Below are 18,586 nucleotides of genomic sequence, written 5' to 3'. Positions count from 1 at the left end.
ATTACGCTCGCAGGATAGCAGGCGGCGAGACGATACGCAGCCCCACCGGCGGCCAAACGGCGGGCGTAAAAAAGCCCGGTTAAAAAACCGGGCTTTTCGTCAGCTATCCACAGCGCGAGTTACACTCTGCGGAAAATCAGGGAACCGTTGGTGCCGCCGAAGCCAAAGGAGTTACACAGCGTGTACTGCATGTCGCTCACCTGACGCGCTTCATGTGGCACGAAGTCCAGATCGCAACCTTCATCCGGGTTATCCAGGTTGATGGTTGGCGGTACCGCCTGATCGCGCAGCGCCAGTACGGTGAAGATCGATTCAATCGCGCCCGCCGCGCCCAACAGGTGGCCGGTCATCGATTTGGTCGAGCTGACCATCACGCGTTGCGCATCGCTGCCGAAGACAGATTTCACCGCCTGCGCTTCGGCCTGATCCCCGGCCGGCGTAGAAGTGCCGTGCGCGTTGATGTAACCGATTTGTGACGTGGTCACGCCAGCGTCAAGCAAGGCGTTCTCCATCGCCAGCGCAGCGCCTGCGCCGTTTTCCGGTGGCGAGGTCATGTGGTAGGCATCGCTGCTCATACCAAAACCGACCACTTCGGCGTAGATCTTCGCGCCGCGTTTCTTGGCGTGCTCGTACTCTTCCAGCACCATCATGCCGGCGCCGTCGCCCAGCACGAAACCGTCACGGTCTTTGTCCCAAGGTCGGCTGGCCGCCTGCGGGTTTTCGTTGCGGGTGGACAGCGCGCGCGCTGCGCCGAAGCCGCCGACGCCCAATGGGGTGCTGGCTTTCTCTGCCCCGCCGGCCAGCATCACGTCTGCGTCATTGTAAGCAATGATACGCGCCGCGTGGCCGATGTTATGCACACCTGAGGTACAGGCGGTGGCGATGGAGATGCTTGGGCCACGCATGCCGTACATGATTGTCAGGTGGCCTGCAATCATGTTCACTATGGTGGATGGCACGAAGAACGGACTGATTTTCCGTGGGCCACCGTTAACCAGTGAACTGTGGTTTTCTTCAATCAAACCCAGGCCGCCAATGCCGGAGCCGATAGCGGCGCCAATGCGGCTGGCGTTAGCCTCGGTGATGTCCAGCCCGGCATCCTGCATGGCTTGCATGCCGGCAGCGATACCGTACTGGATAAAGGCGTCCATCTTGCGCGCATCTTTGCGGGAGATGAAATCCTCTGAATTAAAGTTCTTTACCAGGCCTGCAAACTTGGTCGCATAGGCAGTGGTATCGAAATGGTCGATCAGGCTGATGCCACTCTGACCGGCAAGAAGAGCGTTCCATGTGGACTCTACCGTATTGCCGACAGGAGACAACATGCCCAGTCCGGTCACAACTACTCGACGCTTAGACACGTTTGTCCTCCAAGGAGGGAAAAATATGACACTAGGGATAGAAAAAACTTAGGCGGTCGAATGACCGCCTAGATATGTTCTCTTACTGCTGGCTAGCGTTGATGAAATCAATAGCTGCCTGAACAGTAGTGATTTTCTCAGCTTCTTCGTCTGGAATCTCGGTGTCGAATTCTTCTTCCAGTGCCATTACCAGCTCAACGGTGTCAAGAGAATCAGCGCCCAGATCTTCAACGAAAGAAGCGTTATTTAAAACTTCTTCCTGTTTAACACCCAGTTGCTCAACAATGATTTTCTTAACGCGTTCTTCGATAGTGCTCATACTCTTAAATTTCCTATCAAAACTCGCTTTCGCGATGGTTTTCGTAGTGTATAAAATGTTGAAAAAGATGCAACTAAATCCCGGCTGGTCAAACCACGATTTTACGCTATTTTGCGGTTTTTACCCCAAATAACGCAAATAGTTTTCGCATTTTTTAAATCATGTACATGCCGCCATTGACATGTAACGTTTCACCGGTGATGTAGCCAGCCTCATCAGAGGCTAAAAATGCAACAGCGCTGGCGATTTCTTTAGCATCGCCCAGCCGGTTGGCTGGAACTGATGACAAAATGCCTGCACGTTGATCATCTGTCAACGCCCGTGTCATGTCCGTCTCAATAAAGCCAGGTGCCACGACGTTGACCGTAATGCCACGTGAAGCGACTTCACGTGCCAAAGACTTGCTAAAACCAATCAGACCGGCTTTAGCCGCCGCGTAGTTAGCCTGCCCTGCGTTCCCCATGGTGCCGACAACGGAACCGATGGTGATGATACGGCCAAACCGCTTTTTCATCATAGCGCGCATTACCGCTTTTGACAGACGGAATACGGAAGTCAGATTGGTGTCCAGGATATCGGCCCACTCGTCGTCCTTCATACGCATCAGCAGGTTATCACGCGTAATACCGGCATTATTCACTAAAATGTCGATTTCGCCAAATTCAGCACGAATAGATGCCAGCACGCTGTCGATAGATTGAGCATCAACAACGTTCAACATAAACCCTTTGCCGTTTGCGCCCAGATAGCCGCTGATAGCCTCAGCACCGCTTTCACTGGTGGCGGTACCGATCACTTTGGCGCCGCGTGCCACAAACGTTTCAGCAATAGCCCGGCCAATACCGCGGCTTGCGCCGGTGACCAGAACAACTTTTCCTTCGAAGCTCATCATTTTCCTCTTATTGTTCAAGCGCCGCCGACAGACTGGCAGGATCATTTACCGCCGCCGCCGTCAGGGTGTCAACAATACGTTTAGTCAGGCCGGTCAGAACCTTGCCCGGACCAACCTCCAGCAGCGACGTCACGCCCTGCGCTGCGATAAATTCTACGCTCTCGGTCCAACGCACCGGGCTGTACAGCTGACGCACCAGCGCGCTGCGGATCGCTTCAGGATCGGTTTCGGTACGCACGTCGACGTTATTCACTACCGGCACCTGCGGCGCGCTGAAGGTCACGTCTTGCAGCGCCACGGCCAGTTTGTCGGCGGCCGGCTTCATCAGCGCACAGTGCGAAGGCACGCTCACCGGCAGCGGCAGCGCGCGCTTGGCGCCGGCGGCTTTACAGGCTGCGCCCGCGCGTTCAACCGCTTCTTTGTTGCCGGCGATCACCACCTGGCCCGGCGAGTTGAAGTTGACCGGAGAAACCACCTGGCCCTGGGCCGACTCTTCGCAGGCTTTGGCGATGGCGGCGTTGTCCAGGCCGATAATGGCGTACATGGCGCCGGTACCTTCCGGCACCGCTTCCTGCATCAGCTTGCCGCGCAGCTCAACCAGGCGGATCGCCGCCTTGAAGTCCAGCACGCCGGCGCACACCAGCGCCGAATATTCGCCCAGGCTGTGGCCGGCCATCAGCGCCGGGGTTTTACCGCCCTGCTGCTGCCATACGCGGAAGATAGCCACGGAGGCGGCCAGCAATGCCGGCTGCGTCTGCCAGGTTTTGTTCAGCTCTTCCGCCGGGCCTTGCTGCACCAGCTGCCACAGGTCGTAACCCAGGGCGGCGGAAGCTTCGCCGAAGGTTTCTTCGACGATCGGGAACTGCGCGGCCAGCTCGGCCAGCATGCCAAGGGCCTGAGACCCCTGGCCTGGGAATACAAAAGCAAATTGCGTCATTTTCTCTTCCTGTCAAATCAGAAACGAACCAGCGCCGAGCCCCAGGTAAAGCCGCCGCCAAAGGCTTCCAGCAGCACCAGGTGGCCGCGCTGAATTCGCCCATCGCGCACCGCTTCATCGAGCGCTGCCGGGACAGAGGCCGCTGAGGTGTTGCCGTGACGGTCGAGCGTCACCACCACTTTATCCATGCCCATGCCCAATTTTTTCGCCGTTGCGCTGATGATGCGCAGGTTGGCCTGATGCGGCACCAGCCAGTCCAGCGCGCTGCGGTCCATATCGTTGGCCTGCAGCGTTTCATCAACGATGTGCGCCAGTTCGGTAACCGCAACTTTGAATACTTCGTTGCCCGCCATGGTGACATAGGCCGGCTTGTCCTGATCCTGGCGATCTTTGAACGGCAGGGTCAGCAGGCCGCCGTAGCTGCCATCGGCGTGCAAATGGGTCGACATGATGCCCGGCTCTTCGGAAGCGCCCAACAGCACCGCGCCCGCACCATCGCCAAACAGGATGATAGTGCCGCGATCTTCAGGATCCAGGGTGCGCGAGAGCACGTCCGCGCCGATCACCAGCGCATGCTTCACCGCGCCGTTTTTCACATACTGATCGGCTACGCTGAGCGCGTAGGTAAAACCGGCGCAGGCCGCGGCCAGATCGAACGCCGCACAGTCCTTGATGCCCAGCATCTGCTGCACCAGGCAAGCGGCGCTTGGGAACGCGTGAGTCGAGGTGGTGGTCGCCACCACGATCAGCCCGATGTCTTCTTTAGCCACACCCGCCATTTCCAGCGCTTTTTCAGCCGCATGGAAGCCCATCGTCGCTACGTTTTCATCTGCGGCAGCGATACGGCGTTCACGGATACCGGTACGCGTGACGATCCACTCGTCAGAGGTATCCACCATTTTTTCCAGATCAGCATTGGTGCGCACTTGTACGGGTAAATAACTCCCCGTACCGAGAATCTTTGTATACATGTACGATCAGTCACTCTTAGGTAATACAGCCTCAAGGCGCGCAGCAATCCTTTCGGGGACTTGCCGCTGCACCGCCTGCACAGCCTGTTCGATTGCGACTGCAAACGCGTGAGGGTTTGCAGCGCCGTGGCTCTTGATTACGGTGCTGCGCAATCCTAACAGACATGCGCCATTATACTGGTCGGGGTTCAGGTGGCCGAAGCGCTTTACCACCCGTTTTTGCAGCCAACGGCCCAACAATTTCAACCACCACGCCTGCTTGCCGCCGTCTCCGGAGGATTTCAGCAGCGATAAGAACACTCTTACCACACCTTCCATGGTCTTCAGGGTGACGTTACCCACAAAGCCGTCGCAAACCATCACATCGGTTTTGCCGGTAAGCAGATCGTTGCCTTCCAGGTAGCCGATATAGTTGATTGCCGGCGTATTTTTCAGCACGGCGGCCGCTTCGCGGATATTATCCAGGCCTTTGGTTTCTTCTTCGCCAATATTCAGCAGCGCCACACGGGGTTGCGCGATGCCGACCACTTCCTCCGCCATCACCGCGCCCATCACCGCAAACTGCACCAGCATAGTGCTGTCGCACTCGACGTTGGCGCCTAAATCCAGCACCACGGTTTTGCCGCGCTGCTGATTCGGTATCACCGTCATCAACGCCGGGCGCTCAATGCCTTCCAACGGCTTGATCAACAGCTTGGCCAGGCCCATCAAAGCGCCGGTATTGCCTGCGCTGACGCAGCCCTGCGCTTTTCCGCCGTTGATAAGCTCCAGCGCAATGCGCATGGAGGTTCCGCGGCTGGCGCGTATCGCTTGTGAAGGTTTGGCGTCGCCGGCAATCACTGACTCGGCGGGCACGACTTGCAGACGCTCCAGAAGAACCGGATCGGCTTTGGCAAGTAAGGGGGAGATTGCGTCGGGATCGCCGACCAGCAGGAGATGAAGCTGTAAATTAGAGGCCAGTGCCTGCAATGAAGCAGGCACTGTGACGCAGGGACCGAAGTCCCCGCCCATTGCATCTAACGCCAGGGTTAGACGAGTCAAGGTACCGCTACTTAGCCGATAACCTTGCGACCGCGGTAGAAACCGTCGGCAGTGATGTGGTGACGACGATGAGTTTCACCAGAAGTCGCATCTACAGACAAAGTGGTGGTGGTCAACGCATCGTGTGAACGACGCATGCCACGTTTGGAACGGGTTGGTTTATTCTGTTGTACGGCCATGGACCTTACTCCTCAATTACTTACGCTTTAAACTGGCTAATACGGCAAATGGATTCGGTTTCTCGGCCTCTGCAGGCAGTTTGCCAAATACCATGTCCGCTTCGGACACTTCACAGTGTTCAGATTCATGTACCGGAACGACAGGCAGTGAAAGAATAATTTCGTCTTCAATCATTGCCAACAGATCGACTTCGCCAAACTCGTCGACTTCGATCGGTTCGTACGCTTCCGGTAATGCCTCAGCCTGCTCATCAGTGACGACCGGGCTAAAACAATATGTTGTGTGAACATGGTGCTCAAACGGGATGCCACAGCGTTGGCACATCAGCGTTACCGCGACGTCCGCATGCCCTGTTATCACCGCGAGGCGTTGGTTATCGATATTAAACGACAACGACGCATCGACATCACTGTCCACACTGACCACGGAGGCGGCGACACGTGTAACCTGCTCAGGGGTATAGACGCCTGCATAATCCAGGCGACGCTGAGCGGTACGTACCGCATCAATGGTCAAGGGTAATTTTACCTTTTGCATAGGGCGCGCATATTAACTTTGTAACGACATAGAGTCAAAGAAAAAGGCCGCAAAACGGCACCTTTCACCAATATTCGCTTCCACAGCGGCCGACAGTTTAAAATGCCCAACCTATTTACGCTATGGTTTGCGAAAAAAATTATGCAGAGATTGCTGTTAGCCTCGACGTCACCCTACCGGAAAATGCTGCTGGAAAAGCTGCACCTGCCCTTTATCTGCGCAGCGCCGGAGGTGGATGAAACCCCGCTGGCCGATGAAACCGCCGAAGCCCTGGTGCTGCGGCTGGCGGCGGCGAAGGCCCAGGCGCTGGCCATCGCCTACCCCGATCATCTGATTATCGGCTCCGATCAGGTCTGCGTGCTCGACGGAAAAATCACCGGCAAACCGCACAGCGCAGAAGGCGCCTGCGCGCAGCTGCGCCGGGCCAGCGGCCAGACCGTCACCTTTTATACCGGCCTGGCGCTGTACAACGGCCGCAGCCGGCACCTGCAGGCGCTGTGCGAACCGTTCCACGTGCATTTCCGCACGCTGAGCGAGGCGGAGATCGGCGCCTACGTGCGGCTGGAGCAGCCGCTGAACTGCGCGGGCAGCTTTAAGAGCGAAGGATTGGGCATTGCGTTGTTTGAAAAGCTGGAAGGCCGCGACCCGAACGCGCTGGTTGGCCTGCCGCTGATAGCGCTGCTGGACATGCTGCGGGCGGAAGGCCTCAACCCGCTGGCGTGATCCGGCTTATTGAGTTGCCTGCTGGCGCAACACCTGCAGGCAATGGCGCAGCTCTTCGTCCATCGGCGCTTCGATGCGCAGGGTTTCGCCGGTGGCCGGATGTTCAAAGCGCAGCGCCGCGGCGTGCAGGAACAGGCGTTTCAGGCCGGTGCCCGCCAGCTGCCGGTCGAATTCGCGATCGCCATAGCGATCGTCGAAAGCGATCGGGTGCCCGGCGTGCAGCGTATGCACGCGGATCTGGTGGGTACGCCCGGTGATCGGGCTGGCCTTGACCAGCGTGGCGAATTCATAGCGCTCTTCCACCTTGAAGCGCGTTTCCGACGGCTTGCCTTCGCTGTTGACGCGCACGATGCGTTCGCCGCTCTGCAAAATGTTTTTCAGCAGCGGCGCCTGCACCGCCTTGCAGTGGGATTGCCACTGGCCGCGCACCAGCGCCAGGTAATCCTTCTGCATGCCCTTCATCCGCAGCTGTTCGTGCAGCGAACGCAGCGCCGAGCGCTTCTTCGCCACCAACAATACGCCGGAGGTATCGCGGTCCAGGCGGTGCACCAGCTCCAGGAAACGGGCTTCGGGCCGCAGCGCGCGCAGCCCTTCGATCACGCCGAAGCTCAGGCCGCTGCCGCCGTGCACTGCGGTGCCCGAGGGCTTGTTGAGGATCAGCAGGTGATCGTCTTCATACAGAATGCAATCGGCCAGCGCGGCCACCTTGTCCAGCTTGGCGGACACCGGCGCCTCTTCGCGCTCGGCCACGCGCACCGGCGGCACGCGCACCACGTCGCCCGCAGCCAGCTTGTATTCGGCCTTGATGCGCCCTTTATTGACCCGCACCTCGCCTTTGCGCACGATGCGGTAAATCATGCTCTTTGGCACGCCTTTCAGGCGAGCGAGCAGAAAGTTGTCGATTCTCTGACCGGCTTCGTCGTCAGAAATCGTGATTAATTGTACTGCCGGATTGTTCGTTTTCATGGAGCGGGATTCTAAATAGAGCGCGTTAATAGCGCCACATCTTTTTCTGTGCTTAACTGTCTCTCTGACGGCGGGCGAAACCCCAGCGGACAATAAGGCAGCAAGCCGGTTTGAACGTTTGCGATTTCTACCGCAGTTAAGGAAAAGTCACCTTGCTATAACGGTATCAGCAGTGGAATAATGCAGTCACTTTCCGCGTTGATTCTCGTTAAACAGGGAAAACGGTGGAATTATAAAGTTTGTCTGATCGCGCAAAAACGCAGCAATGGCGTAAGACGTAATGCGAAATCAAACAATTAGCGGGCTGCGGGTTGCAGCTTGGCCGGCAAATGGAATCAGATCTGTCGACGTAAATCAGAAGCTATTCCCTAAGTCAAAAGCGCTGCCTTTCACAAAGAAATGCAGGCTTACCGAGATAATGCGCCCCTATGCAGGCGACAACCGTGAGGTTGACGGCTTTGCGAGAAGACACGGGGTTTTCGGTTTTAATCCGGCCATGAGGTTATTTTGCCCGCAGCTTTGTCGATAATGTAAAAATAACGAGTAAGTTAAGATGAAAAGAATGTTGATTAACGCGACTCAGCAGGAAGAGTTGCGTGTTGCCCTCGTAGATGGACAGCGGCTGTATGATTTGGACATTGAAAGCCCGGGTCATGAACAGAAAAAAGCGAATATTTACAAAGGCAAAATCACCCGCATTGAACCAAGTCTTGAAGCAGCGTTCGTGGACTACGGCGCAGAACGACATGGTTTCCTCCCTCTTAAAGAAATCGCCCGCGAATACTTCCCAAGTAACTATTCCTCCCATGGCCGCCCGAACATCAAAGATGTGCTGCGCGAAGGCCAGGAAGTCATCGTCCAGGTAGACAAAGAAGAACGTGGCAACAAAGGCGCCGCCTTGACCACCTTCATCAGCCTGGCCGGCAGTTACCTGGTGTTGATGCCGAACAACCCGCGCGCCGGTGGCATTTCCCGCCGCATCGAGGGTGACGACCGCACCGAACTGAAAGAAGCGCTTTCCTCGCTGCAACTGCCGGACGGCATGGGCCTGATCGTTCGCACCGCGGGCGTCGGTAAATCCGCCGATGCGCTGCAGTGGGATCTGTCCTTCCGCCTCAAGCACTGGGAAGCGATCAAGAAAGCCGCCGAAGGCCGCCCTGCTCCGTTCCTGATCCACCAGGAAAGCAACGTTATCGTGCGCGCATTCCGCGATTACCTGCGCCCGGACATCGGCGAAATCCTGATCGACAACCCGAAGGTTCTCGATCTGGCCAAAGAGCACATCGCTGCGCTGGGCCGCCCGGATTTCAGCAGCAAAATCAAATTGTACAGCGGTGAAATCCCGCTGTTCAGCCATTACCAGATCGAATCGCAAATCGAATCGGCCTTCCAGCGTGAAGTGCGTCTGCCTTCCGGCGGTTCGATTGTCATCGACAGCACCGAAGCGCTGACCGCCATCGACATCAACTCCGCCCGCGCGACCCGCGGCGGCGATATCGAAGAAACGGCGTTTAACACCAACCTGGAAGCGGCGGACGAGATCGCCCGTCAGCTGCGCCTGCGCGACCTCGGCGGCCTGATCGTCATCGACTTTATCGATATGACCCCGGTACGCCACCAGCGCGAAGTCGAAAACCGCCTGCGCGACGCCGTGCGTCAAGACCGTGCGCGCATTCAGATCGGCCGCATTTCCCGCTTCGGCCTGCTTGAGATGTCGCGTCAGCGCCTCAGCCCGTCGCTGGGCGAATCCAGCCATCACGTCTGCCCGCGCTGTAACGGCACCGGCACCATTCGTGATAACGAATCGCTGGCGTTGTCCATCCTGCGTCTGATCGAAGAAGAAGCGCTGAAGGAAAACACCAAAGAAGTTCACGCCATCGTGCCGGTTCAGGTTGCCTCTTACCTGCTGAACGAAAAACGTGAATCGGTCAGCGCGATCGAAAAACGTCAGGGTGGCGTGAAAGCCGTCATCGTGCCGAACGATCAAATGCAGACCCCGCATTACTCGGTACTGCGCGTGCGCAAAGGTGAAGAAACCCCTACCCTCAGCTACCTGCTGCCGAAGCTGCATGAAGAAGAAATGGCTCAACCGCTGGAAGATGCGCCGATGGAGCGCAAACGCCCAGAACAACCGGCTCTGGCTTCCTTCTCTCTGGCTGCCGACGTGCCGCCGCCGTCTGAAGAACCCGCCGCCGCCAAACCGGCCGCCTCTGCCGCCAAGGCCGCTGCGCCGGTCGCCGCCAAGCCGGGCCTGTTGGGCCGTCTGTTCGGTGGCCTGAAGTCGTTGTTCGCCGCTGAAGAGCAGCCTGCCGCCGTAGAAGCCAAACCGGCCGAAGCGCCGAAGGCGGAAAACACCGGTGAAAACCGCCGTCAGGATCGCCGCGGCCAGCGCCGTCAGGGCACCGGCCGTAAAGAACGCGGCGAGCGCGGTGAGCGTAGCGAACGCAACGATCGCCCGGAACGCGGTGAGCGCAAAGAGCGCGGTGAAGGCCGTGACAACCGTGGCGAACGCGACAACCGCGATAATCGCGAGCCGCGCGACAACCGCGAAGGCCGCGAAAGCCGCGAGTCTCGTGAGGAACAGCGCCGCAACCGCCGCAACCAGCAGCAAAATGCGCCGGTTGTCGAAGAGGCGGTGTCGGAAGAAGCCGCTAAAGCACAGCGCGAAGAGCAGCAGCAACGCCGTGAGCAGCGCGCAGAACGCCAGCGTCGCCGCCAGGAAGAGAAACGTCAGGCTCAACAGGAAGTGAAAGCGCTGGAAAGCGCCGACGTTGCCGTCGAGAGCGATGAGGAACAGGAAGAACGTCAGCAGCAGAACATGCAGCGTCGCCAACGCCGCCCTCTGACGCAGAAAGTTCGCGTGCTGTCTGCAGAAGAAGAACTGCACCGCGCAGCGGAAGAGCTGCTGGCACCGAAAGCACCGATCGCCAAGCTCGAAGACGTTAAGCCGGCTGCGGCCGAAGACAGCGTTAAACTGCTGCCGGAAAGCGTTGCCGCCCAGGCGGAAGATGATGCCCAGGGTGAAAACCGCGCTAATGGCGAAAACGGCATGCCACGCCGCTCGCGCCGCTCGCCGCGCCACCTGCGCGTCAGCGGCCAGCGCCGTCGCCGCTACCGCGATGAGCGTTACCCGCTGCAGTCGCCAATGCCGTTGGCCGGGGCTTTCGCTTCACCGGAAATGGCATCGGGCAAAGTCTGGGTAAGCTACCCGGTTGCACAGAGCGCACAGGTGGAAGAAGCGGCAGACGTTCAGGCCGAAGCCGCCGAGATCGCCGCCGATAACCTGATGGCGCCGGAAGCCGTCGCTGTCGCAGCGCCGGTCATCACCGCCGCGGCTGAACAGCTGCCGGTTGAAGCGGAAGAGGCTGAGGCCAAGGTTGAAGCCCCAGCGGCGCCGGTCATTGCCAGCCAGCCGGTTGAAGAAACCGTTGTGGAAGTGGAGGCTGAAACCGCAGCCGTAGAGGAAGACACTACCGTCATCGCAGCTGAAGCGGCACCTGCAGCAGCAGAAGCGCCGGCGCCAGTGGAAGAAGCCCCGGTGGCCGCAGCGGCGGAAGAGCCTGCGACGGTTGAGGCGGCGCCTGCCGTTGAAGCTGAAATAGTGGCGGAAGAAACCCCGGTGGCCGTTGAGCCTACAGCGGAAGCTGAAGCGGCCCCAGAGCAAGAAGAGGTGGCGGCCCCGGTCGTTGCCGAACCCGCTCCGGCGATCCAACAGCCTGTTCCGGTGAAAACCGTTCAGAACGTGCTGTATAAGCACATCGCTACGGCACCGATGACCAAAGCTCCTGCACCGGCCTATGTGCCGGAAGAACGCAAGCACAGCGACTGGCAGCGCCCTTCCTTCAACTTCGAAGGTAAAGGCTCAGCCGGCGGCCATGCGGCGGTGAACCAGGCTACGGCCCCGGCCACCAAACCGCAGCCGGTCAACGAGTAAGTTAACCTCGCGATAAAAAAACCCGCCAATCGGCGGGTTTTTTCTGGCCTGAAAACGCGGCGATCAGGCGATTTTCTTCAGCTTCTTGATATCCAGCACGTCCAGCTTGCCATCGACCTGGCCGACAAAGCGTTGGAAATGCGCGGTCGCACTATGCTTATCAAGCGCCTCACTGCTGGCCCAACGTTCGAAGAAGACGAAGGTGCCCGGTTTTTCCAGATCGCGATGCAGATCGTACTGCAGGTTGCCCAACTCTTGGCGGCTTGGTTCGATGATCTCGTGCACCGCCTCGCTGACGGCGGACAAAAATTCGGGCTTCGCCTGCAGGGTGGCGATAACGCGTACTTCCATTGCTTTCTCCCTTTCCAGATGATGATAAAGACCCTTCTCCGGTGGTTTCTCCCCCGGATGATTAAAGTCCCTGCCACTATGCGCCCGATAGCCGATTGATTTCAACTTGCCGGCAACAAACAGATGCATCGCGCGCGCTTTCCGCTTATCCTTACACCCCGGCGTGAATAACCCCCATTATTCGCTTTTACTTAGACGTTTTCTGACCGCCGGAGCCCATGCAACATGACCGCACAACTTCAAGCCCTGAAAATTCGCCGCCCTGACGACTGGCATATCCATCTGCGTGACGACGAGATGCTGAAAACGGTAGTGCCCTATACCAGTCAGGTGTTTGGCCGGGCGATCGTGATGCCGAACCTGGCTCCGCCAATCACCACCGTGGCCGCCGCGCGCGCCTACCGCGAGCGCATTTTGGCTGCGGTTCCGCAGGGCCATAACTTCACCCCGCTGATGACCTGCTACCTGACCAACTCCCTCTCCGCCAATGAGCTGGTCAGCGGCTTTGAACAAGGTGTGTTTACCGCCGCCAAACTGTATCCGGCCAACGCCACCACCAACTCCAGCCATGGCGTGAGCGACGTGAAAGGCATTTACCCGCTGTTCGAACAGATGCAGAAAATCGGCATGCCGCTGCTGATCCACGGCGAAGTGACTGACGCTCACGTCGATATCTTCGATCGCGAGGCGCGCTTTATCGACCAGGTCATGGAGCCGATCCGCCGGCAGTTTCCGGAGCTGAAAATCGTCTTCGAACACATCACCACCCAAGAGGCGGCTCAGTACGTGCAGGAAGGCAATCGTTTCCTCGGCGCTACCATCACGCCGCAGCACCTGATGTTCAACCGCAACCATATGCTGGTTGGCGGTATTCGCCCACACCTGTTCTGCTTGCCAATCCTTAAGCGCAATACTCATCAGGAAGCCCTGCGCAAAGCGGTCGCCAGCGGTTCGGATCGCTTCTTCCTCGGCACCGACTCGGCGCCGCACGCCAAACACCGTAAAGAGTCCAGCTGCGGCTGCGCCGGCGTTTTCAACGCACCGAATGCCATACCGGCCTACGCCACCGTGTTTGACCAACTGGGCGCGCTGGAACATCTGGAAGCCTTCTGTTCGCTGAACGGCCCGCGCTTCTACGGCCTGCCGGTCAATGAAGAGATTATCGAGCTGCAGCGCGTGCCAACTACCCAGCCGGAAGAGATAGCCCTGGGCGGTGAATCTGTCATTCCGTTCCTGGCCGGCGAAACCCTGAGTTGGTCGCTGAAGGACTGACAATCTTTTTTTAATGCTGCCTATTGCTCCCGCTGATGGTTAACTGTATAAATAACCAGTAAATCGCTTCGGGGGCAATTATGCGTGTTGAAGTCACTGTAGATAAAACCAAGCCGTTGCCGTCTGGCGCCATTGAGGCGCTGACCGGTGAACTGAGCAAAAGGGTGAACCGCCAGTTTCCGGGCACCAGCGTTCAGGTGCGTTATGCCGGCGCCAACGGGCTTTCGGTACTGGGCGGCGCGAAAACCGACCGGGATCTGATCGAAGAAATACTCCAGGAAACCTGGGAAAGCGCCGACGAGTGGTTCAGCGCGGAATAATACTGCAATGCTGTTTTTGCCGGGGGTCGCTCTCCGGCTTTTTTGTTTCTGGCGCCCCACCCGTTCATCTATTACCCTTAGTCTGGAATAAATCCGCATCTGGTCTGTACTGAATGTTTTGACAGGAGGTAGTAAGCATGGCCCCGGACAAGGTGAAAACCGAAGAAGCAATGACCTTTGGCGAATTGCTGGCGCTGATTGCCGATCAAAAGCGGCGTCTGAGCGTACTGGAAGTGGCGTTCTCTTATCTGGCGTTTGGCCTGGATGACAAAGCCAATCAGCTGTTGATCCACAGCCTGAAGCTGGAGTCGCAAAACCAGAATCGCGACGCTGAAACGCAAAAACATTTTGCCCATTTGGCGGAAGAATTGGAAAAGCGCCTGCATAGCGCCCCGCCGTCCCCCCTCGGCTGAATAAGCCAGCGATTCTGAATCATTCCCGTATTCGCAGGTAAGACTGTTGAATAATTGCTCAACTAAATATTTATTTTGCAAAAAAGGTGGGAAAACCCCCAACGATGAAAGCAGATGCGTATACTGTAATTGCTCGCATGATGATGAGCCGCATTGATCCTCGTTAGTTACTCAAGGTAGTCACTACTCAATAAGGGGTCTTTATGGACAGAAATGATGAAGTAATTCAGACACATCCGCTTGTTGGCTGGGATATCAGTACTGTCGACGTTTATGACGCCATGATGATACGCCTTCATTACCTGTCTTCACTAGACCAAACGCCCGAAGAAGCCCAAGTAGACAGAACGCTTTGGCTCACCACAGATGTCGCACGGCAATTAATCAACATATTAGAAGCCGGCATCGCCAAGATTGAAGCTACGGATTACCAGGACCTTGATAGAAGAAAGCACTAATTCACCACGCCAAAACCCCCGAGGCGCCGCGATCATCTCCGGCGCCTTTTTCTTTGCCTACAGGCCGCACAACGGATGCATTGTCGCCCCCAACCTTTTATCATAACGCGATAAACAACATCTATCAGAGAGGGTATGGCACGTGGAATATGACTTGATTGTCGTGGGCAGCGGTTCAGTGGGCGCGGCGGCAGGCTACTATGCCTCGCAGGCCGGCCTGAAGGTACTGATGATCGATAGCGCCATGCCGCCGCACCGTAACGGCAGTCACCACGGCGACACTCGCATCATTCGGCACGCCTATGGTGAAGGTGAAAAATATGTCCCTCTGGCGCTGCGCGCTCAGGCGCTGTGGAACGCGCTGATGCAGAAGACCGGTGAAGAGCTGTTTCAACCCTGCGGCGTGCTGAACCTGGGGCCGCAACGGTCCGAATTCATCGGCAATGCGCAACAAAGCGCACAGAAATTTCGCCTGAACACGCAGAACCTCAGCGCCGAGCAAATTAACCAGCGCTGGCCTGAATTCAATGTGCCGGCGGACTACCTCGGCGTGTTTGAGCCGGACGCCGGTTTCCTGCGTTCGGAACAGGCGGTGGCCAGCCTGATCAGACTCACCAACGAAGCCGGGTGCAGCCAACTGTTCAATTGCCCGGTCAGCGCGGTGGAACCCGTGGAAGGCGGCGTCGAAGTGGTTACCGGCGAAGGCCGCTTCTGCGGCCGCAAAGCGGTGGTGACGGCGGGAACCTGGGTGAAAGCCCTGCTGCCGCACATGCCGGTCACGCCGCTGCGCAAGGTATTTTCCTGGCATCAGGCGGATGGCCGCTACAGCACCAACAACCGCTTCCCGGCGTTTACCGTCGAAGCGCAGGACGGCACGCACTATTATGGCTTTCCGGCGGATAACGACGGCCTCAAGTTGGGCAAACACGACGGCGGCCAGCCGATGGATGCGCCGGAGCAGAGGAAGCCTTTTGGCAGCTATGCCAGCGACGGCACCGAGGTCTTCAATTTCCTGCGTCAGTTCCTGCCGGGTGTAGGTGTATGTTTACACGGTGAAGCATGCAGTTATGATATGAGTCCAGACGAAGATTTCATTATCGATACCCTACCGGAATGCGATAATCTGATGGTCATCACCGGCCTGAGCGGTCACGGTTTCAAATTCGCCAGCGCGCTGGGCGAAGTGGCTGCACTGTTCGCCCAAGGTAAAGCACCGCCGGTAGACGTCGCCCCCTTCGGTCTGAAGCGATTTAGCTAACCTTTCAGCGGGTCCCGCCTCGAACCTTGCAGCCTGGCGGGCAGTTGTGATGTCGATTTACAATTAATTAACCTGCTAACCCTTTTATATATCAAGTAAAAAATGTGATGACGGAAATTTCTTATATTCGCCTGTCGAATTTCCGAATTGATCCCCTCCGGTGTAAGCCCTATTTTACAGGTGATATGCCGTATCGGCTTTAGCACCATCAACAAGGATGTCACCATGAAACTGCTTGTCGTGGACGAATGCTGCTTCACCCGGGTCGGTATCGCCAGCTATTTTGCTGATAATGGTTTCACGACGGTGAAGTGCTGCCAGAACATAGAGTACGCCATGCCGCTACTCGACAGCTTCCAGCCAAGCCACATACTGGTGAATCTGACCAACCAGTGCCGCTATAGCGAAGATGACGAGCAGCTGCAGACGTTTATGACGGCCAGCCAATCGGCGCTATCCTTTATCTACCTGGATACCCCGTACCCGTACAGCGAGACGCCAATGCGCATCTCGGATAACGCCTTCCTGTTCAATAAGAGTATTCTGCCCACCACGCTCCGCACTCTGCGGGAAAATCCGCTGCCGCAGGTGGAAACCGGCGTTGAACATTCGCTGTTCAGCCCGCAAGAGCTGACGGTGATGAAATACTGGATGGCGGAAATGCCTAACTACCGCATTGCCAAAAAGCTGCAGATCAGCTCGCACACGGTTTACGTGCACAAACGCCATATCACGGAAAAAATTAACGCCCGCAACCGGCTGGAGTTCTATTCACTCTATAACGTGCTGCGCTACTTCTACCCGCCAGGCACGCAGGTCGGCACAACGTCGCAGCCCATGCTGACGGCATAAAGCGCAAGCCTGCTGCAAAGCGGGCTTTTTTTCGCCCGTTGTTTTCCCCGCGAGCTGCCGAGCTATTAAAGCCGGCGGCAAAAAGACTATAATCTGGGGCCCTTATCCTCAGGCGGTTGGACATGTTAAACAGAATACTGGCGGCGATCGTCAACAACGTGCGTGAACATCTGGTGCTGTACCTCTGCCTGTGGCTGATACTGTTGGCGCTGGACGTCTATTTCTTCTTTATGCTGTAACCCTGGAGCGGCAAGACTTCTTCACTCCGGCGGCGCTCCGCAGCAAATTAGCGCGCAGCCATCTGCGGCAAATGCCCTGATATATTTTCGTTCTGCTTGAAATAACCGATAACTCCTGCTACCGGCATTATGCTTAACGCCGAAAGCGTATTTACCTAAAATGACAAAAGCTGACAATAATAAATAATTAGCTGTTATTTCAACAGGTAATGAACATTCCGTTTTTTTATGAATAATACTAACTCCAACGATTTAACTGACTAACTCCGCCCGCCTCCAGCAAAACCGCTGACCAATATTTTAAAGTAGTAACATAGTAAAATTTATTATTGATTTTGTGTTTCCTAATGTTTAACTATTGCTGCCAGAAAATGAAGAAAGTAAGGAAACATGATGCGTTGGAAAAATACCGCCGACCGCTTCGGCCATCTGTCAGTGTTGATCCACTGGCTGGTGGCGTTGACGGTGTACGGCATGTTCGCCCTCGGTCTGTGGATGGTGACGCTGGGTTATTACGACGTCTGGTATCACCAGGCGCCCGAGATCCATAAAAGCATCGGCACCCTGCTGTTCATCGTCATGCTGGTGCGGGTGATTTGGCGCTTCGTTTCGCCGCCGCCCAAGCCGTTGGCCAGCTATAGCCGTTTTACGCGCGTCAGCGCCATTCTGGCTCACCTGGCGCTGTATGTGGTGCTGTTCAGCATTCTGATCAGCGGTTACCTGATCTCCACCGCCGACGGCCAGCCGATCAGCGTATTCGGCTGGTTTGACGTGCCAGCCACCGTCAGCGGCATGGCGGAACAGGCCGACACCGCCGGCGCTATTCATCTTTATCTGGCCTGGGCCGTCGTAGTGCTTTCTATACTGCACGGATTGGCCGCGCTTAAACATCACTTTGTCGACCGTGATGTGACTTTGAAACGGATGCTGGGTAGCAGCGCCGATTAACCTTTGGATTTATGGAGATTGCTATGTTGAAAAAGACCGTATTGGGCCTGACCGCAGGCGCCCTGCTGCTGAGCGCCGGTTCCGCACTGGCGGCGAACTACAAGATTGATAAACAGGGGCAGCACGCCTTTATCGAATTCCGCATCCAGCACCTGGGTTACAGCTGGCTGTACGGCAGCTTCAAAGACTTTGACGGCGGCTTCTCCTTCGATGAAAAAGACCCGTCCAAGGACAAGGTGGAAGTGACCATCAACACCGCCAGCGTCGATACCAACCACGCCGAGCGTGATAAACACCTGCGCAGCGCAGAATTCCTCAACGTTGAGAAGAACAAACAGGCCAAGTTTGAATCCACCGAGGTGAAGAAGAACGGTGAAGGCTATGCGGTAGTCGGCAACCTGACGCTGAACGGCGTTACCAAACCGGTCACGCTGGACGCCAAGCTGATTGGTCAGGGCAACGATCCGTGGGGCGGTTACCGCGCCGGCTTTGAAGCCAACGGCAAGATCAAGCTGAAAGACTTCGGTATCACTACCGATCTGGGCCCGGCGTCTCAGGACGTGGAGCTGATCATCTCCGTGGAAGGCGTACGCGAGAAGTAATAAAAAAGCGCG

The 18,586-nt window shown here is 57.0% G+C and carries 21 protein-coding genes; 11 read left to right on the top strand and 10 right to left on the bottom strand.

Annotation, left to right across the window (positions count from 1 at the left end):
• Positions 1–119: 119 nt before the first annotated feature.
• The 8 genes from fabF to yceD form a co-directional block, all read right to left on the bottom strand.
• Positions 120–1,361, bottom strand: a complete 1,242-nt coding sequence (gene fabF, locus KHA73_RS09545; RefSeq protein ID WP_234590524.1) for a beta-ketoacyl-ACP synthase II — start codon at positions 1,359–1,361, stop codon at positions 120–122.
• A gap of 82 nt (positions 1,362–1,443) precedes the next feature.
• Positions 1,444–1,680: an acyl carrier protein gene (acpP, locus tag KHA73_RS09540; protein ID WP_004719003.1), complete on the bottom strand. Its 237-nt coding sequence runs from the start codon at positions 1,678–1,680 to the stop codon at positions 1,444–1,446.
• A 154-nt stretch (positions 1,681–1,834) separates the two neighbouring features.
• Positions 1,835–2,569: a 3-oxoacyl-ACP reductase FabG gene (gene fabG / locus KHA73_RS09535; protein WP_234591238.1), complete on the bottom strand. Its 735-nt coding sequence runs from the start codon at positions 2,567–2,569 to the stop codon at positions 1,835–1,837.
• A 10-nt stretch (positions 2,570–2,579) separates the two neighbouring features.
• The gene (gene fabD, locus KHA73_RS09530; RefSeq protein WP_234590523.1) at positions 2,580–3,509 is read right to left on the bottom strand and encodes an ACP S-malonyltransferase; all 930 of its coding nucleotides are present in this window, start codon (positions 3,507–3,509) and stop codon (positions 2,580–2,582) included.
• A 17-nt stretch (positions 3,510–3,526) separates the two neighbouring features.
• The gene (locus KHA73_RS09525) at positions 3,527–4,480 is read right to left on the bottom strand and encodes a beta-ketoacyl-ACP synthase III (protein ID WP_234590522.1); all 954 of its coding nucleotides are present in this window, start codon (positions 4,478–4,480) and stop codon (positions 3,527–3,529) included.
• Positions 4,481–4,486: 6 nt separating this feature from the next.
• A complete protein-coding gene (plsX, locus tag KHA73_RS09520) occupies positions 4,487–5,521 on the bottom strand; it encodes a phosphate acyltransferase PlsX (protein WP_234590521.1) in 1,035 nt (344 codons plus the stop codon).
• Positions 5,522–5,532: 11 nt separating this feature from the next.
• Positions 5,533–5,700 carry a 50S ribosomal protein L32 gene (rpmF, locus tag KHA73_RS09515; RefSeq protein ID WP_004943042.1) on the bottom strand — a complete coding sequence of 56 codons (168 nt, stop codon included), beginning with the start codon at positions 5,698–5,700 and terminating at the stop codon, positions 5,533–5,535.
• A gap of 16 nt (positions 5,701–5,716) precedes the next feature.
• Positions 5,717–6,238 (bottom strand): 23S rRNA accumulation protein YceD, encoded by a 522-nt coding sequence (gene yceD / locus KHA73_RS09510; protein ID WP_234590520.1) that lies wholly within the window; start codon positions 6,236–6,238, stop codon positions 5,717–5,719.
• Positions 6,239–6,379: 141 nt separating this feature from the next.
• Here yceD and KHA73_RS09505 point away from each other — a divergent pair, with 141 nt between their 5' ends.
• The gene (locus KHA73_RS09505) at positions 6,380–6,961 is read left to right on the top strand and encodes a Maf family protein (protein WP_234590519.1); all 582 of its coding nucleotides are present in this window, start codon (positions 6,380–6,382) and stop codon (positions 6,959–6,961) included.
• Between the two features lie 6 nt (positions 6,962–6,967).
• Here the strand turns inward: KHA73_RS09505 and rluC are convergent, their stop codons facing one another.
• Positions 6,968–7,927 (bottom strand): 23S rRNA pseudouridine(955/2504/2580) synthase RluC, encoded by a 960-nt coding sequence (gene rluC, locus KHA73_RS09500; RefSeq protein ID WP_234590518.1) that lies wholly within the window; start codon positions 7,925–7,927, stop codon positions 6,968–6,970.
• Positions 7,928–8,480: 553 nt separating this feature from the next.
• Between rluC and rne the strand changes: the two genes are divergently transcribed.
• On the top strand, positions 8,481–11,861 hold the full coding sequence (gene rne, locus KHA73_RS09495; RefSeq protein ID WP_234590517.1) for a ribonuclease E: 3,381 nt from the start codon (positions 8,481–8,483) through the stop codon (positions 11,859–11,861).
• Positions 11,862–11,924: 63 nt separating this feature from the next.
• On the opposite strand, the gene KHA73_RS09490 is transcribed toward rne, so the two are convergent.
• The gene (locus KHA73_RS09490) at positions 11,925–12,212 is read right to left on the bottom strand and encodes a putative quinol monooxygenase (RefSeq protein WP_234590516.1); all 288 of its coding nucleotides are present in this window, start codon (positions 12,210–12,212) and stop codon (positions 11,925–11,927) included.
• 225 nt (positions 12,213–12,437) lie between these two features.
• On the opposite strand from KHA73_RS09490, the gene pyrC reads away from it, so the two are divergent.
• The 9 genes from pyrC to KHA73_RS09445 all read left to right on the top strand — a co-directional run bounded on the left by pyrC (position 12,438) and on the right by KHA73_RS09445 (position 18,574).
• Positions 12,438–13,484: a dihydroorotase gene (gene pyrC, locus KHA73_RS09485; RefSeq protein ID WP_234590514.1), complete on the top strand. Its 1,047-nt coding sequence runs from the start codon at positions 12,438–12,440 to the stop codon at positions 13,482–13,484.
• Between the two features lie 80 nt (positions 13,485–13,564).
• A complete protein-coding gene (gene dinI, locus KHA73_RS09480) occupies positions 13,565–13,804 on the top strand; it encodes a DNA damage-inducible protein I (protein ID WP_234590513.1) in 240 nt (79 codons plus the stop codon).
• 137 nt (positions 13,805–13,941) lie between these two features.
• Positions 13,942–14,217: a hypothetical protein gene (locus KHA73_RS09475; RefSeq protein ID WP_234590512.1), complete on the top strand. Its 276-nt coding sequence runs from the start codon at positions 13,942–13,944 to the stop codon at positions 14,215–14,217.
• Positions 14,218–14,420: 203 nt separating this feature from the next.
• The gene (gene bssS, locus KHA73_RS09470) at positions 14,421–14,675 is read left to right on the top strand and encodes a biofilm formation regulator BssS (protein ID WP_004927812.1); all 255 of its coding nucleotides are present in this window, start codon (positions 14,421–14,423) and stop codon (positions 14,673–14,675) included.
• Positions 14,676–14,817: 142 nt separating this feature from the next.
• Complete coding sequence (solA, locus tag KHA73_RS09465; RefSeq protein ID WP_234590511.1) at positions 14,818–15,933, top strand: N-methyl-L-tryptophan oxidase; 1,116 nt, start codon at positions 14,818–14,820, stop codon at positions 15,931–15,933.
• Positions 15,934–16,158: 225 nt separating this feature from the next.
• Positions 16,159–16,785, top strand: coding sequence for a LuxR C-terminal-related transcriptional regulator (locus KHA73_RS09460; RefSeq protein WP_234590510.1), 627 nt, complete (start codon positions 16,159–16,161; stop codon positions 16,783–16,785).
• Positions 16,786–16,907: 122 nt separating this feature from the next.
• Positions 16,908–17,024 carry a DUF2770 family protein gene (locus KHA73_RS09455; protein ID WP_234590509.1) on the top strand — a complete coding sequence of 39 codons (117 nt, stop codon included), beginning with the start codon at positions 16,908–16,910 and terminating at the stop codon, positions 17,022–17,024.
• 393 nt (positions 17,025–17,417) lie between these two features.
• The gene (locus KHA73_RS09450) at positions 17,418–17,972 is read left to right on the top strand and encodes a cytochrome b (protein WP_234590508.1); all 555 of its coding nucleotides are present in this window, start codon (positions 17,418–17,420) and stop codon (positions 17,970–17,972) included.
• A 23-nt stretch (positions 17,973–17,995) separates the two neighbouring features.
• On the top strand, positions 17,996–18,574 hold the full coding sequence (locus tag KHA73_RS09445) for a YceI family protein (RefSeq protein WP_234590507.1): 579 nt from the start codon (positions 17,996–17,998) through the stop codon (positions 18,572–18,574).
• Positions 18,575–18,586 lie beyond the last annotated feature (12 nt).

This window comes from Serratia entomophila, from assembly GCF_021462285.1.
In the GTDB taxonomy this organism is placed as follows: Bacteria; Pseudomonadota; Gammaproteobacteria; order Enterobacterales; family Enterobacteriaceae; genus Serratia; species Serratia entomophila.
This window is presented reverse-complemented; position numbering and strand designations above follow the sequence as displayed.